Raw genomic sequence first — 15,086 nt, 5'->3', positions numbered from 1 at the left:
CGCCGTGAAGGGCAACTTCACCGTCCGGTTCTGAGCGACCGCTCCCCCGCAGTGGTAGCACGGCAAGGTGCAGCCGGGCCTCTCCCCGCGTGCGGGGAGAGGGGACCTGCGCTTCATCCGATCGCGTCGAGAGATGGGTGCATCGCCTAGCCCGCAGAGAGAAGAGGGGGAGCACAGACCAGGATGCCTCCCGCTTCGCTTTACAGAATGGATGTCCGCCCCGGCGGGCGTCCTCGTTCCGATCCGGCTCCGCGACCCCCGAGCCCGACGCCTCGGTCGCCGATCTCAGCCCCGCTTGCGCCCGCCGCCGCCCTTGTACTTCGGCTTCTGGCCGCCGAGCCCCTGCGTCGAGCGGGGTTTTGGCCGCTCCTGCCACTGTGGCGGCGCGGTCCCCACCGGCAACTCGCGGTCGGTGCCGGGACCCATGTTGTCGAGGTCCGGTTTGGAGATCCGGGTGCCGCCCGCGCCGCGCGGCGGCTTGCGGCCGTACTTCCCGGCCTCGCGCTCCACGTCGCCCTGGCGGGCCATCGGGTCGTCGGAGACCAGGAGTTCGGTGGCCTGGAGGCGCTTGAGCTCGTCGCGCAGGCGCGCGGCCTCCTCGAAGTCGAGGTCGGCGGCGGCCGTGCGCATGCGCTTCTCCAGGTCGGCCATCACCGCCTTGAGGTTGTGGCCGACGGTGATCTCCCTGGCCAGCCCCGTGTCGACCTGGACGTGGTCGCGCTCGAACACGCTGCCGAGGATGTCGCTGATCCCGCGCTTCACGCTCTGAGGCGTGATGCCGTGCTCGGCGTTGTAGGCGAGCTGCTTCTGGCGGCGGCGCTCGGTCTCGGCCATCGCCCGCTCCATCGAGCCGGTGACGCGGTCGGCGTAGAGGATGCAGCGGGCATCCGCGTTGCGCGCCGCGCGTCCGATGGTCTGCACCAGCGACGTTTCCGAGCGCAGGAAGCCCTCCTTGTCGGCGTCGAGGATGGCGACGAGCGCGCATTCCGGGATGTCGAGGCCTTCCCGCAGAAGGTTGATGCCGATCAGGACGTCGAAGGCACCCAAACGCAGATCGCGAATAATCTCGATGCGCTCCAGGGTGTCGATGTCGGAGTGCATGTAGCGCACGCGGATGCTGTTCTCGTGCAGGTACTCGGTGAGGTCCTCGGCCATGCGCTTGGTCAGCGTCGTCACCAGCGTCCGGTAGCCGGCCAACGCCACCGCGCGGACCTCGCCGAGCAGGTCGTCGACCTGCGCGCGGGCCGGGCGGATCTCGATCACCGGATCGACGAGGCCGGTGGGGCGGATCACCTGCTCGGCGAAGACGCCGCCGGTCTGCTCCATCTCCCACTTGCCGGGCGTCGCCGAGACATTGACCGTCTGCGGGCGCATCGCGTCCCACTCCTCGAAGCGGAGCGGGCGGTTGTCGAGGCAGGAGGGCAGGCGGAAGCCGTACTCGGCCAGCGTCGCCTTGCGCCGGAAGTCGCCCCGGTACATCCCGCCGATCTGCGGCACGGTGACGTGGCTCTCGTCGGTGAAGACCAGCGCGTTGTCGGGCAGGTACTCGAACAGCGTCGGTGGCGGCTCGCCGGGCTTGCGCCCGGTGAGGTAGCGCGAATAGTTCTCGATGCCGTTGCAGGCGCCGGTCGCCTCGATCATCTCGATGTCGAAGGTGCAGCGCTGCTCGATCCGCTGCGCCTCGATCAGCCGGCCCATCTTCGTCAACTCCTCGACGCGGCCGTTGAGCTCGTTCTTGATGCCGCGGATCGCCTGCTGGAGGGTCGGACGCGGCGTGACGTAGTGCGAGTTGGCGTAGACTTTCACGAACTTCAGTTCGTTGATCTTCTTGCCGGTGAGCGGATCGAACTCGACGATGGATTCGACCTCGTCGCCGAACAGGCCGATGCGCCAGCCGCGGTCTTCCAGGTGGGCCGGCCACAGCTCGATCACGTCGCCGCGCACCCGGAAGGTGCCCCGGGCGAAGTCCGACTGGATGCGCTTGTACTGAAGCGCCACGAGGTCGGCGACGAGCTGGCGCTGCTCGATGCGCTCGCTGAGCGTCACGGTGAACGACATCGCCGTGTAGGTCTCGACCGAGCCGATGCCGTAGATGCACGACACCGAGGCGACGATGATCACGTCGTCCCGCTCCAGCAGGGAGCGGGTGGCCGCGTGGCGCATCCGGTCGATCTGCTCGTTGATCGAGGATTCCTTCTCGATGAAGGTGTCGGAGCGCGGGACGTAGGCCTCAGGCTGATAGTAGTCGTAGTACGAGACGAAGTACTCGACCGCGTTGTCGGGAAAGAAGCTCTTGAACTCGCCGTAGAGCTGGGCGGCCAAGGTCTTGTTCGGCGCCAGGATCAGGGCGGGGCGCTGCGTCTCCTCGATGATCTTGGCCATCGTGAAGGTCTTGCCGGAGCCGGTGACGCCGAGCAGCACCTGGTCGCGCTCCGCGGCGCGCACGCCCTTCACGAGTTCGGCGATGGCGGTCGGCTGGTCGCCGGCCGGCGTGAACTCCGATTCGAGGCGGAACGGTACGCCGCCCTCGGACTTCGCTGGCCGCTCCGGCCGGTGCGGCACCCAGGTCTGCCCGTCCTTGAACAGCGGGTTGCCCTCGGTGAGCAGGCGCTGCAGGGCATCGACAGTGGCGGAGACGCCGTCGGCGGCGAGCGAGGCCTGATCCGCCTCGCCCTCCGGCGCCGGCCCATCCTCGGGTGGGATCAGCCCGAGCGCCTGGGCGAGGCGCGGGTCGACCTCGGCGCCGGGCGCGTGGGTGAAGCCGCGCTGCGGCGCCTCGCCGAAGCCGGACGCGTCGTGCCCTTCCGGAGGTCTGGCCTTGTTGCCAAGGTTCTCGGCAGGTTTCCTGCCCGGCTTGCGCTGCCCGGGCCGCGGCAGTTCCGCGGGCCGCTCGACCTGGACCGGCCGGGCGCGCGCGAGCGCCGGACTCAGGAGTTGCGCGAGGAATGGATCGAGGGGCTGTACGTCGGGCCGGTCGGCCTTTCCGGATGCGGGCCGGGGCTTCTTGGGTGTCGCCATGCCTGGATTATGGCGCCTGCGCCTGTCCGGCGGAAGGGCCATCCGGGCGGCGCAGCGTCCCTGCGGGACGTACGAAGAGGACCGTCCCGAGAAAAGCGTCTCAGCCGGCGTCGCCCTGCAGCCCGGCGGCGATGTTGTGGTTGATCGCGATCAGCGCGTCGAGCTTCTCGGGCGTCGGCGCGATCATCGTGTCGATGCAGGCGCGCAGGACGAACACGCCCAGGCGGCCGACGTTCTGCTTGACCGTCTCCGGCAACGGGCTCGTCTCGGCGGTGGCCTCGGTGGAGAGCAGCGACCAGACCTTCTGGTTGAAGCTGAGCGCCTCGTTCAGGCCTCGGATCTGTTCCGGCCACGCGCTGCGCGCGCTACGCAGGCGGTTGGCCGCCTTGATCAGGACCGCCGCCTCCGCCTCCCGCGGCGACAGCGCCGTGTGGGACGCACGGGCGTAAGCACTGGCACCATAACTCATCGCGACGCACTTCCCGGCAACGCGTTCGCCTTCGGCAGCGAACTCCGGCGCACGGTCTCGCACGCGGGCATTAAGATGCGGTGAGCGGGCCATCCGCCCCAATGCCGCCGGGTTGAACGGCGACATGCACGGCACGGTCCCTGCTCCGCGGCCGGTCCGCTGGAACGCTTGAGGATGATGAACTTCGTTCTGGGGACGGTGGCCGGCGGGTTGATCGCCGGCATCGCGACGATCGCGGCGGCCCGTCATCCCGAGGTGCAGAGCCGGCTAGGTCTGGTTCCCGCGGTCCCGTCGACCCTGATGGCCGCGTCGCCGCGTCCGGAGCCGCCCTGCCCGCCGCCAGTGGCGTCGGCGCCGAGCGTGGGCACCCAGGAGATGCTGTTCTCGAAGCGGCGCTTCTGGTCGGTGGCGCCTTAGAGCGACTTCGGTTCGCTCATGGTCCAGACCTTCGTCAACTCGCAGGGTCTTCCGTCTACTCGCAGGGTCTTCACCCGGACCGCGGGCACGCTGCTTGAAACGGCTCGCGCTGCCGGAGCAGATATCCGTTCATCCGCGTCCGAGACGCGATGGAAGACCGAGGGTCTTGGTCAGACGCTGCTCAGCAGGAACATCAGCATGGTGGTGGCCACCGTCGTGCTGAGGAAGCCGCACAGGGCCGCGGCGAAGGACGGACCGGTCGGTGCGGCGGCGATGGTCTGGGACTCGGAGGTCATGGCGATGGGCCCTGTCGGCGATCATGCGTCGCGTCGGTGATGGAACGTGCCGGAGAAGCGGGAATGTGCCTGTGCGGAGCCGCACCCGAAGGGATCGATAGGCCCCGTGAAGTGGACTTGGTCAGTCGCAGCGGTTGACGCGCTTGGCGATGCGGAGGTTCCGAAGTTGACTGCGCAGATCGATCGCGATGACGCCGGCCGCGCAATCCTCGAACGCGTCGCGGGCATCGCCGTACCGGTCGCCGACTTCATCGAGGATGTCGCAGACGCGGTCGTGGTTGCCGAGACGAAGCTCCTGCCTGGCCTGGTCGCGCAGCGCGGTTGCCTCATCGACCTTGCTCTGCGCCTCGAGGCAGGATGGCGCCGCGGATGCGGAACCGGTGGAAAGGAACAGCCCGAGCAGCGCCAACGTCGTCGGATGCGTCTTGGTCATGGGACACCGGGAAGACGATCACGCACGCACTAGGGGTGAAGAGAACAAGTATTCGATGGACGTCCATCGTCACCCGTCCATACCCCAGGAACGGCCGAGCTACGCCGATGGTTCCGCCGGCGCCTTCGCCTTCCGCCCCTTACGCGACGCGAGGAGTGCGGAGAGCGTCACCGGCGCGAAGCCCTGCGCGTCGACCCCGACATCGTACTGCCTGGGCGCCGGACGCAATTGACCGTGCGAGTGTCCGTGCAGGTTGAGCGCACCACGGCCGATGCCGTTCCAGGTGCGGAAGGCGTAGTGGCAGAGCACCAGCGCGCGATCCTCGACCCTGATCTCCGCGTAATGGGCGATCGAGGCCCAGTCCGGCGCATCCAGCGTGCCGGGTCCGTCGTTGTTGCCGACGATGAGGTGCTTGGTGCCGTGGAGCGCGGCGAGGATGGCATGGACCCGCGCCCGGTCCGGGCCGAGGGCGAAGTCGCCCAGATGCCAGACCACGTCCCCGGATCGGACGATGCCGTTCCAGTTCGCGATCAGGGCCGCATCGTGGGCTGCGAGATCGCGGAACGGTCGCCGGTCGAGGCGCAGGATGCGCGGATCGCCGAAATGCGTATCGCTGATGAAGTAGACCGTCATCGGCCGTCCCGGGGGCGCCAACATCCGCCGCGGCCGCTTCTCTCCGATCGAGCAGCCGAACGGCAAGGAGATTCCGTTCCGGCCGCTCTCCACCGGCGCGGTCACACTGCGCCGGCCTCTCGTCCGGGGCGAGGGCGCCCGGCCTCCAGCCACGCGCGCAGCTTGGACCAGCGGCGCTTCTGCCGACCGCTCCGCACCGCCATGCCGAGCGCCCTGCGCTCTCCGATCAGCACGACGAGCTGCTTGCCGCGGGTGACGCCGGTGTAGAGCAGGTTGCGCGCCAGCATGGCGACGTGCTGCGTCGTGATCGGAATGACGACGGCGGGATACTCGGAGCCTTGGGCTTTGTGGATCGTCGTCGCGAAGGCGGGCACCAGCGTGTCGAGTTCGCCGTAGGGGTAGACCACCGCGCGCCCGTCGAAAACGACGGTCACCGCCTCGTCCTCAGCGTCGATGCGGGTCACCATGCCGAGGTCGCCGTTGAAGACGTCGCGGTCGTAGTCGTTGCGCGTCTCCATCACCCGGTCGCCCGGCGCGAAGCGCCAGCCGAAGCGCTCGACCTGCGCGGGTGGATTCGGGTTCAGCACCCGCTGAAGCTCGTGGTTGAGGTTCCGGCTGCCGAGCGAGCCGCGCAGCATCGGGGTCAGCACCTGTACGTCCTTGATCGGGTCGAGGCCGAACGAGCGCGGGATGCGCCGCGTCACGACCTCGATCAGCTTGGCGACGCCGATATCCGGATCGTCGATCTCGACGAGGTAGAAGTCGGCCCTCTCGCCCGGCCTCGATCGCTCCGGCATCTGCCCGGCGTTGATGCGGTGCGCGTTGACGACGATCCGGCTCGCCGCCGCCTGCCGGAACACCTCGGTCAGCCGCGCCACCGGCACCGCGCCGGACGCGATCACGTCGGTAAGCACCTGCCCCGGCCCGACGGAGGGAAGCTGGTCCACGTCGCCGACCAGCAGCAGGCCGGCGCGCTCCGGCACGGCCTTCAGCAGCGCGTGCATCAGCGGCACGTCGATCATCGACGCTTCATCGAGCACGAGCAGGTCGCAATCGAGCGGAGTGTCCGCGTTGCGCGCGAAGCCGCCGTGGCGCGGATCGATCTCCAGCAGGCGGTGGATGGTCCTCGCCGCAACCCCGGTCTGCTCGGTCATGCGCTTGGCCGCCCGCCCCGTCGGGGCCGCGAGCAGGACGCGCACACCCTTGGCGGTGAGGATGCGCAGGAGCGCGTCGAGCGTGCTGGTCTTGCCGACGCCGGGGCCGCCGGTGACGACGGACAGCTTCGAGGCCAGCACCAGGCGGATGGCCGATCCCTGCGAGGGCGAGAGCGTCCTCTCCGTCCTGCCCTCGACCCAGGACAACGCCTTGTCGAGGTCGATCACGGGCCAGGGCGGCGCGCCAGCCGCCCGCTCGATCAGGCACGCGGCGATGGTGCGCTCGGCCCCGTGCAGCCCCTTGAGGAAGATGCAGGTCTCAGGCCCCACCGTGTCGGCGACCACGTCCTCGCCGCGCAGCTCCAGGGCGACGGCGACGCGGATCAGGTCGGCCTCGACCTCGAGCAGCTTGCCCGCGAGCGCCACGAGGCGCTCGGTCGGCAGGCCGCAATGGCCCTCGTCCATCGCCGCCTGGAGGGCGAACGACACGCCGGCGCGGAGCCGCTGCGGCGCCTGCCTGTCCAGCCCCAGCCGCATCGCGATGGCGTCGGCCGTGCGGAAGCCGATGCCGCGGACGTCGCGCGCCAGCCGGTAGGGGTCCTCGGTCATCACTCCGATCGCGTCGTGGCCGTAGGTCCTGAAGATGCGCACGGCGCGCGCCGTGCCGACGCCGTGGGCGTGCAGGAAGATCATGATCTCCCGCACGGCCTTCTGCTCGGCCCAGCCGCGCACGATGCGCGCGGCCCGCCCGGGCCCGATGCCCGCGACGTGCTCGAGCCGGTCAGGGTCCGCTTCGATGATCTCGAAGGTGGCCTCGCCGAACCGGGCGACGATGCGCTTGGCCATCGCCGGCCCGATGCCGCGCATGGCGCCGGACGCGAGGTAGCGCTCGATGCCCGCGCGGCCCGTCGGCGGCGTCACCTTGAGGGTGTCGGCCTTGAACTGAAGGCCGTGCCGGCGGTCGCTGAACCAGGTCCCCGTCGCCGTGATCCACTCGCCGGCACCGATCGCGGGCGCGTGCCCGATCACCGTGACGAGGTCGCGCCGACCGCGTGCGTGGACCTTGAGCACGCCGAAGCCGGTCTCGGCGTTGTGGAACGTCACCCGCTCGATCGTGCCGGCAAGCGTCTCCGTCGTCGGGGCACCGACGTCGCCGGGTCGCACCATCCGGTTCATCGGCGCGGCCCGGGCGCCCGCGTCAGGCCGCGCGTCGGCCGGCCTTCTTCGGAGGCCAGCCGAGCGCGACGAGGCGGGCCTTGGCGTAGTCGCGCACCTCGTCGCGCGTCCCGGGGGGCATCTGGCCCAGGGTCCGCTGGGTCTCGGTGTCGAGCATCAGGTCGGTGACCGCGTTGATGCTGCCCAGCGCGTCGATGCGGCGCTTCAGGTCGGCCTCGGCCTCCGTCACCGCGTCGAAGGTCTCGGGATCGCCGAAGTCGTCGTCGACCGCGTGCACGGCGGCCGGATGTCCCTGGCGGAACTCGTCCGCCTCCTCCTCGGAATAGACCAGGCCGTGCAGCTCGATCAGCTTGAGGATCACTCGGTCCTTGGCCCGCTTCTCGGCCATGGCGTAGACGTAGGCCGCCTGCTTGCCGGAGACGCGGTAGTTCACGTTGACCAGCGCCTCGCCGATCGACCACTCGACGCGCTCCGTCCCCGGCTTGGCGCCGGGCAGGCGTCCCGTTACGAGGATCACCGCCTCGTCCCGCTCCGAGCGGACGAGGGTCGGCGCATCGAAGTGGATGCCGGCCTGCGCGGCGATGCGCTCCAGCGTCCTGTGGAAGATGACGGCCGTTCCCTGAACCCGCCAGACGTTGCCCCCGAAGGGCTCGCCGTAGCGGACCAGGATGTCGGCGATCTGCTTGTCGGCTGTTCGCATGGCGGCCCCGGCGCCGCACACGGAATGGCGGCGATGTTCCTGATTCGTTCCGTTCAACGATAGATGGTTTCAGGGGCGCAGTGGTACAAGGGATCAGCGGCCTGCGCAGCCCTCAGTGTCGCGCAAGCCGGCCAAGGTCACGGGAGCCGAGCGCGACGCCGATCATGCGCGGCAGGCCGCCGCCACGATCCTGACGGGGCCGATCAAGCCCGTCCTCAGCGATCGCAGCCGATGCAGATGTCGCCGATCGCGCGATTTCTCGTCGATCCGGTGTGCTGGTTCGGCAAGGTGCCGGCGAGCGAGCGATCCGGAGGCCGTGCGGGAGGCGCCGGCCATCGCCGGAGCGAGGGGTCCGGCGCGGGTGCGATGGCCGGCGCGCCGGGACGGGTCAGGGCCATGTACTGGGCCCGGCACGGGTCGGAGGCACCGATCAGCCAGGGCAGGCAAACGGCGATCAGGATCGGTGTGCGCATCGAGACCTCCCTCGTCGAGGCAACGCGAGAGACTTTGTCGCGGGAACAACCGCCGGAGAGCAGAACAGCTCCCACGTTCGACATCGATCGTCGGGTCGCACGGCCACGCCGTCGAGTTGTTCCAACCCCATCGCAGCTCAGGTCGCCTCTGTCGTGCGCCGCAGCCACCTCGCAGACCGAACGGAAGGATCGGCCGGAGCCGCACAGGTCCATCGGAACAACACCGATTCGGGGCGCCGAGGAGCGTGCGGGAGAAATTGGAGACTTGCCTCGTCACCGTTCTCAAAAATGCCGGATAGCTCCGTCATGGGCCTTCTCTCCGGGTGACGCTGGCGTCGCTTACGCAGGCCCTGTCGCGACTGGCACGGACACGATGCTCAGACGATCCCTCCTCGCCCTTCTCGGCGGTGCCGCCGCCGTGCCCGTCGTGCCTGCCGCGGCCGCACCCTCGCAGGGCGCGTCACCAGCGCAACGCTGGTTCATTCAGGTTTGGTTCGAAGGCGAGTTCCCGATCGAGGCCGACCCCTCCAACGATCCGGGCCGGGTCGAGGTCTCGATGGCGGGAGACTTCGTCGCCTGTGCCTGGGCTCCGGTGTACCGCTCCCGGCAGAGGCAGTTCTTCCTGGTTCCGCTGACCGTCGGCGCGACGGCCAGCGGGCGGAAGGAGGACATCAAGGTCGAGGTCTACGGCGAGTTGAAGCGCCTGACGCGGCCGGCCATCAAGATTTCGGCGATGACCGCCTGACCGGCCGCCGACGCCGAGCCGGCGCCGTTCCGCCGACGGCCCTGTCGATCCTCGAAGCGCCCTGGTCTCGGACGCGGTCCGCCGCGCCGCGGTCGGCTCGGACAGGAAGGCCCGTATCCCACGTCGGGGATCAGCGCCGTCCGCCCCGCACCCGGCGGGGCGGGTTCCCTCGCATCATCGGCCGGCTACGTCTCACCCGATGACGAAATGAACCAGGACCAGTGCCACGGAGGCGCCCGCGAGCGCCAAGCAAAGCAGAACGATGCTGCTGACCTGATCGACGCCGTCGATGTCCTGGCCGATCCGATGCTCGACGCTGTTGGCGCCTTCGCCGGGTTCGCTCGGGTAGATGCGTGGTGCCATGATCGTCTCCTCAAGCGTCAGGGATGAACGCCGTACCGGCTCGTTCCGCGCGCGCAGTCCTCTGAACGCCGCGCTCGATCCAGACCATCGTGTTGATGCGCCGGGCCGGAAAGCCGCACCGTGCGTCCCCGCGTCGTCCGCGGGGACCCGGATCGGATCGATCAGCTATCCGCCTTCGCGCCGGCGGTCGCACGCTGGATGTAGGTCTTCGTCACGGTCTCGATGATGTCGGACAGGGCCTTGGCGCCCGCCTCCTCCTCCGCAATCGTCGTCTTGAAGTCCGGAACCTGGGCCGACTGCCCGGCAGCCTCAGCGATCACGACGAGGGAGCGGTACGCTGCGATCTGATCGTGCTGGTAGGCGTAGGCTGCGTAGAGGTTCTTCAGGGTCTCATCGCCGGCAACGGCGTGCGCGGCGCCGGCGACCAAGCCGACGGTGCTCGTCACGGCGTCCTTGATCGTCGACGACGTCTCGCCGATCGCCTTCAGCGCGGCGTCCAGGCGCACGATCTGCCCGTGGGTCGTATCGAGGTGCTGGCGCGTCACGCGCTCGTACGCAGGGTAGTTCTCCAGCCCCTTCAGGACCGTCGTCATGGTGTGTACGCCCTGAAGCTCGGCGCCGCGCGTGTTGCGCAACGCGGTCGCGTAGATGTCCTTGATGCTGGTGCTCATCGGGTGATCCCATGTCACGGTGCCGTGCAGGTTCCGGCGCCCTCGATGCGTTAAACAGGCCGCCGTTGAGGACGTTTCCGCGTCCGATTCGCACAGAGCATCAGGCGTCACGGGCGAGCCCGCAAGCGCTTGAACCTGGAAAGCCCCGGGCGCTTCGCCGACGCTAACGTCCGCGCACGCGAGGAGGCTCACGCATCGATCCATCGATGTTCAGGACGCTCCGCAGCCGGCGGCGTCCGGTGGGCCGCCGCGAGGGACCTCGCCGCGGCGAGGCCGTACGGAACCGCGGGACCACCCGCGCGCGAACGGCGCGAACGCGGGTTCCTTCGGATCAGTCCGGTGCCACGGGCGCCAGCAGACGGGCTGCGTAGTGCTTGGCCGCCGCCTCGATCGCTGACGAGAAGGGGCCGATCATCCACGGCAGCGTTGCCTCGAGCGACACGCTGTCCTCGGCAACGGTGACGCCGCCCTGTACGTCCTGGCCGAGCGCCCGCGCGGTGAACCTGCGCTCGTTCTGCGACCAGTCCGAGATGGCGACTTGAATGTTTCCCTGCTCCAGCCGCCGCTTGGCCCAGTCCGTCTGCATGTCGAGCCGGCGGCACACCTCGTCGGCTCCGAGGTCGTGGGGGATCGCGATCGTGAGATGCTTCGACATGGCCTGCCTCGAGCCGGGAAAGCAGCGAGGCTAAGGCGCGTATGCTTAACGGACGTTGACCAAGATCGGAGGATCTCGATCGACCCGGGCGGCCGAACGCGGGCAGCGGTCGGCGGCTCACCTTCGAACGATCGGAGGCGGCCCGATCGTTCGCCGCGGGTCCCCGTCAGGGGGCGTTCCCGGTACGCTCGTCTTCCGTGGCGCGGGATCATGCGCTCAGGGGGAGCGCCGGTTTCAGGTCTTGCAAGGCCGAGCCGACATCGGCATTCGCGCAGCCTGTCCCCCGCGTGCCGGCGCGATGACGCTTGGCGCCGCCGCCGCCGGACAGAGCGACCCGTGCCGGACCGCCCGCCGCCCCGCGGCAGGTCCACCGACATCGCGCGGCGTCGTGCGCATGCGCGGCGCGTGAACCGGGGGGCAGCGCTCGACCGAGGGGCGACGCCTGACCAGGAGGATGACGGCTGGGCCATCGCTGCGCGTTCGGCACACCATCGTGAACGGAAACGCCTTACGGAATTTAGTCCTGCATCATCAAGCAGGATACTGACACCGGCCGCGCAATGTCGCTCTGGTATATTGCATGCCTGACGAAACGATGCATGATGCAGCGCGTGGCCAGAGAGTCGCCGAGCAGAGGATACAGGGATGGAACGCGGGGACGGGTCGTCGGCGAAGTGGTGGCAGCTCGGCTTCGGCGTGCTGTGCATGGCAATGATCGCCAACCTGCAGTACGGCTGGACATTGTTCGTCGATCCGATCGACGCGCAGAATCACTGGGGCCGGGCGGCGATCCAACTGGCGTTCACGGTGTTCGTCGCCACGGAGACGTGGCTGGTTCCCGTCGAGGCGTGGTTCGTCGACCGCTACGGTCCGCGGGTTGTGGTCTGCTTCGGCGGCGTCATGATCGCGCTGGCCTGGGTGACGAACGCTTATGCCGGCTCCCTGACGATGCTCTACCTCGGGGCGGTGATCGGCGGGATCGGGGCCGGCTCGATCTACGGCACCTGCGTGGGCAACGCGCTGAAGTGGTTTCCCGACCGGCGCGGACTCGCCGCCGGCGCGACGGCGGCGGGCTTCGGGGCGGGCGCTGCGATCACGGTGGTTCCGATCGCCAAGATGATCGCGGCCAGCGGCTACCAGACCGCGTTCCTGACCTTCGGACTGATCCAGGGCGGCGTGGTGGTGGTGCTGTCGTTCTTCCTGCGCAAGCCGACGATCGCCGTCCCGGTTCAGCGCAAGCGCCTAAACCTGCCCCAGACCAGCATCGACCGGACTCCGGGCGAAGCCGTGCGCACGCCGGTGTTCTGGACGATGTACGCGATGTTCGTGATGGTGGCGGCCGGCGGCCTGATGGCGGCCGCCCAGATCGCGCCGATCGCCCGTGACTTCCGCGTCGCCGACGTGCCGGTGAGCCTGCTCGGGCTGAGCATGGCCACGCTCACCCTCGCGATCTCGCTCGACCGGATCTTCGACGGCTTCGGGCGCCCGTTCTTCGGCTGGATCTCGGACCAGATCGGACGCGAGACGACGATGTTCATCGCGTTCACCACCGCCGCGGTCGCGGTGCTGCTGCTGCTGAACTACGGCACCACGCCGTGGGTGTTCGTGCTCGCCACGGCCTTGTACTTCGGGGTGTTCGGCGAGATCTACTCGCTGTTCCCCGCCACCTGCGGCGACACGTTCGGTGCGAAGTTCGCCGCCAGCAACGCCGGCCTGCTCTACACCGCCAAGGGTACCGCCTCGCTGCTGGTGCCCCTGGGCAGCTTGGTCGCGGCCGCCTACGGCTGGTACGCCGTCTTCAGCCTGATCATCGCCCTCAACCTCACCGCCGCGATCCTGGCGCTGTTCCTTCTCAGGCCCATGCGTGCACGCTACCTCGCCGACGAGGACACGCAGCCCGCGCTCCAGGCGAAGCCCATGAGCACCTCGTGACCGGCGGCAGCGAGGACTTGGAGCATTGTCCATGATCCCCGGATCAGGAAAAATGCTCTCTCTCCTTGCATGGACGCATTGTCTTCACGCGAGCCGGCAATCCCCTCGCTTGAGACATGCTCCGGTCGCCTGATCAAGACCATCGAACCCTAGGCAAGATTCATCGGGAGGAGGACGGCATGTCCGCACTAGCGCAGATCATCGATAGCTACACGGGCGACGTGAACACGGCCGAGGCCGACGCGCCGCAGGAAATGACCGACGGATTTCATCTCGTCATCGACGCGCTCAAGCTCAACGGCCTGACCACGATCTACGGCGTGCCCGGCATCCCGATCACCGATCTCGGTCGCATCGCCCAGGCCGAAGGGATGCGCGTGATCTCGTTCCGGCACGAGCAGCACGCGGGTAACGCGGCCGCGATCGCCGGCTTCCTGACGAAGAAGCCCGGCATCTGCCTCACCGTGTCGGCTCCGGGCTTCCTCAACGGCCTCACGGCGCTGGCCAACGCCACCACCAACTGCTTCCCGATGATCCTGATCAGCGGATCGTCCGAGCGCGAGATCGTCGACCTGCAGCAGGGCGACTACGAGGAGATGGACCAGCTCGCCATCGCCAAGCCGCTGTGCAAGGCGGCCTTCCGCGTGCTGCACGCCGCCGACATTGGCATCGGCGTCGCGCGCGCGATCCGCGCGGCCGTGTCCGGCCGTCCGGGCGGCGTCTACCTCGACCTGCCGGCCAAGCTGTTCTCGCAGGTCATCGACGCCGGCCTCGGAGCCAAGTCGCTCGTCAAGGTCATCGATGCGGCCCCGGCCCAGCTCCCCGCGCCGGCCGCCGTCAAGCGCGCCCTCGACGTCCTGCGGAGCGCCAAGCGCCCGCTGATCATCCTCGGCAAGGGCGCGGCCTACGCGCAGGCCGACGACGCGATCCGCGATCTCGTCGAGACGAGCGGCATCCCCTACGTACCGATGAGCATGGCCAAGGGGCTCCTGCCGGACACGCATCCGCAATCGGCCGGCGCCGCGCGCTCGACCGTGCTGAAGGAGGCCGACGTGGTGCTGCTGGTCGGCGCCCGCCTCAACTGGCTGCTGTCGCACGGCAAGGGCAAGACCTGGGGTGCGCCGGGATCGAAGAAGTTCATCCAGATCGACATCGAGCCGCGTGAGATGGATTCGAACGTCGAGATCGTCGCGCCGGTGGTGGGCGACATCGGCTCCTGCGTCGCGGCGCTCCTCGACGGCATGGGCGGCGCGTGGCCGGCCCCGCCGGCCGCGTGGACCGAGACGATCAAGGCGAAGAAGGAGGCCAACATCGCCAAGATGGGCCAGCGGCTCCTCAAGAACTCGACGCCGATGGACTTCCACGGCGCGCTCGGTGCCCTGCGCACCATCATCAAGGAGCGGCCCGACGCCATCCTCGTCAACGAGGGCGCCAACACCCTCGATCTCGCCCGCGGCGTCATCGACATGTACAAGCCGCGCAAGCGCCTCGACGTCGGCACCTGGGGCATCATGGGCATCGGCATGGGCTTTGCCGTCGCGGCGGCGGTCGAGACCGGCCACCCCGTGCTCGCGGTGGAGGGCGACAGCGCCTTCGGCTTCTCGGGGATGGAGGTGGAGACGATCTGCCGCTACGACCTGCCGGTCTGCATCGTCGTCTTCAACAACAACGGCATCTATCGCGGGACCGACGTCAATCCCACGGGCGAATCCGACGTCGCGCCGACCGTCTTCGTCAAGGATGCGCGCTACGACAAGATGATGGAGGCCTTCGGTGGCGTCGGCGTCAACGTCACCACCCCCGACGCGCTGAGCCGTGCCGTGAACGAGGCCATGGATTCCGGCAGGCCGACCCTCATCAACGCGGTGATCGACCCGGCGGCCGGCACGGAGAGCGGCAACATCGGCAGCCTCAACCCGCAGAGTTCCGTTCGGAAGAAGTAGCGCCGTCC

The 15,086-nt window shown here is 69.0% G+C and carries 15 protein-coding genes; 4 read left to right on the top strand and 11 right to left on the bottom strand.

Annotation, left to right across the window (positions count from 1 at the left end):
* Window positions 1–285: 285 nt before the first annotated feature.
* Together uvrB and flaF are read right to left on the bottom strand one after the other, a co-directional pair.
* Window positions 286–3,018 carry an excinuclease ABC subunit UvrB gene (gene uvrB, locus ACFE8Y_RS05795; RefSeq protein WP_375463446.1) on the bottom strand — a complete coding sequence of 911 codons (2,733 nt, stop codon included), beginning with the start codon at window positions 3,016–3,018 and terminating at the stop codon, window positions 286–288.
* A 100-nt stretch (window positions 3,019–3,118) separates the two neighbouring features.
* On the bottom strand, window positions 3,119–3,613 hold the full coding sequence (flaF, locus tag ACFE8Y_RS05790) for a flagellar biosynthesis regulator FlaF (protein WP_375463445.1): 495 nt from the start codon (window positions 3,611–3,613) through the stop codon (window positions 3,119–3,121).
* A 48-nt stretch (window positions 3,614–3,661) separates the two neighbouring features.
* Between flaF and ACFE8Y_RS05785 the strand changes: the two genes are divergently transcribed.
* Window positions 3,662–3,904 carry a hypothetical protein gene (locus ACFE8Y_RS05785; protein WP_375463444.1) on the top strand — a complete coding sequence of 81 codons (243 nt, stop codon included), beginning with the start codon at window positions 3,662–3,664 and terminating at the stop codon, window positions 3,902–3,904.
* A 170-nt stretch (window positions 3,905–4,074) separates the two neighbouring features.
* Here the strand turns inward: ACFE8Y_RS05785 and ACFE8Y_RS05780 are convergent, their stop codons facing one another.
* The 6 genes from ACFE8Y_RS05780 to ACFE8Y_RS05755 all read right to left on the bottom strand — a co-directional run bounded on the left by ACFE8Y_RS05780 (window position 4,075) and on the right by ACFE8Y_RS05755 (window position 8,853).
* On the bottom strand, window positions 4,075–4,200 hold the full coding sequence (locus ACFE8Y_RS05780; protein ID WP_375463443.1) for a hypothetical protein: 126 nt from the start codon (window positions 4,198–4,200) through the stop codon (window positions 4,075–4,077).
* A 121-nt stretch (window positions 4,201–4,321) separates the two neighbouring features.
* Window positions 4,322–4,633 carry a hypothetical protein gene (locus ACFE8Y_RS05775; protein WP_375463442.1) on the bottom strand — a complete coding sequence of 104 codons (312 nt, stop codon included), beginning with the start codon at window positions 4,631–4,633 and terminating at the stop codon, window positions 4,322–4,324.
* 99 nt (window positions 4,634–4,732) lie between these two features.
* The gene (locus ACFE8Y_RS05770) at window positions 4,733–5,266 is read right to left on the bottom strand and encodes a metallophosphoesterase family protein (protein ID WP_375463441.1); all 534 of its coding nucleotides are present in this window, start codon (window positions 5,264–5,266) and stop codon (window positions 4,733–4,735) included.
* Between the two features lie 101 nt (window positions 5,267–5,367).
* Window positions 5,368–7,596, bottom strand: a complete 2,229-nt coding sequence (locus tag ACFE8Y_RS05765) for an ATP-dependent RecD-like DNA helicase (protein WP_375463440.1) — start codon at window positions 7,594–7,596, stop codon at window positions 5,368–5,370.
* Window positions 7,597–7,618: 22 nt separating this feature from the next.
* Window positions 7,619–8,296 (bottom strand): trna delta -isopentenylpyrophosphate transferase, encoded by a 678-nt coding sequence (locus ACFE8Y_RS05760; RefSeq protein WP_375463439.1) that lies wholly within the window; start codon window positions 8,294–8,296, stop codon window positions 7,619–7,621.
* A gap of 215 nt (window positions 8,297–8,511) precedes the next feature.
* Window positions 8,512–8,853 (bottom strand): hypothetical protein, encoded by a 342-nt coding sequence (locus tag ACFE8Y_RS05755; RefSeq protein ID WP_375463438.1) that lies wholly within the window; start codon window positions 8,851–8,853, stop codon window positions 8,512–8,514.
* Between the two features lie 289 nt (window positions 8,854–9,142).
* Here ACFE8Y_RS05755 and ACFE8Y_RS05750 point away from each other — a divergent pair, with 289 nt between their 5' ends.
* Entirely contained in the window at window positions 9,143–9,514 is a 372-nt protein-coding gene (locus tag ACFE8Y_RS05750) for a hypothetical protein (RefSeq protein ID WP_375463437.1), read from the top strand.
* A gap of 192 nt (window positions 9,515–9,706) precedes the next feature.
* Here ACFE8Y_RS05750 and ACFE8Y_RS05745 read toward each other — a convergent pair whose 3' ends face one another.
* From ACFE8Y_RS05745 to ACFE8Y_RS05735, 3 genes are all read right to left on the bottom strand, one after another.
* On the bottom strand, window positions 9,707–9,877 hold the full coding sequence (locus ACFE8Y_RS05745) for a hypothetical protein (RefSeq protein WP_375463436.1): 171 nt from the start codon (window positions 9,875–9,877) through the stop codon (window positions 9,707–9,709).
* 161 nt (window positions 9,878–10,038) lie between these two features.
* Window positions 10,039–10,548 (bottom strand): DUF892 family protein, encoded by a 510-nt coding sequence (locus tag ACFE8Y_RS05740; protein ID WP_375463435.1) that lies wholly within the window; start codon window positions 10,546–10,548, stop codon window positions 10,039–10,041.
* A gap of 331 nt (window positions 10,549–10,879) precedes the next feature.
* Window positions 10,880–11,203, bottom strand: a complete 324-nt coding sequence (locus ACFE8Y_RS05735) for a polyhydroxyalkanoic acid system family protein (RefSeq protein WP_375463434.1) — start codon at window positions 11,201–11,203, stop codon at window positions 10,880–10,882.
* A 645-nt stretch (window positions 11,204–11,848) separates the two neighbouring features.
* On the opposite strand from ACFE8Y_RS05735, the gene oxlT reads away from it, so the two are divergent.
* The gene (oxlT, locus tag ACFE8Y_RS05730) at window positions 11,849–13,135 is read left to right on the top strand and encodes an oxalate/formate MFS antiporter (RefSeq protein ID WP_375463433.1); all 1,287 of its coding nucleotides are present in this window, start codon (window positions 11,849–11,851) and stop codon (window positions 13,133–13,135) included.
* Window positions 13,136–13,314: 179 nt separating this feature from the next.
* Window positions 13,315–15,078 (top strand): oxalyl-CoA decarboxylase, encoded by a 1,764-nt coding sequence (gene oxc / locus ACFE8Y_RS05725; protein WP_375463432.1) that lies wholly within the window; start codon window positions 13,315–13,317, stop codon window positions 15,076–15,078.
* Window positions 15,079–15,086: the final 8 nt, after the last annotated feature.

Origin of the sequence: uncultured Methylobacterium sp., from assembly GCF_964242245.1 — a bacterium.
GTDB lineage: Bacteria > Pseudomonadota > Alphaproteobacteria > Rhizobiales > Beijerinckiaceae > Methylobacterium.
This window is presented reverse-complemented; position numbering and strand designations above follow the sequence as displayed.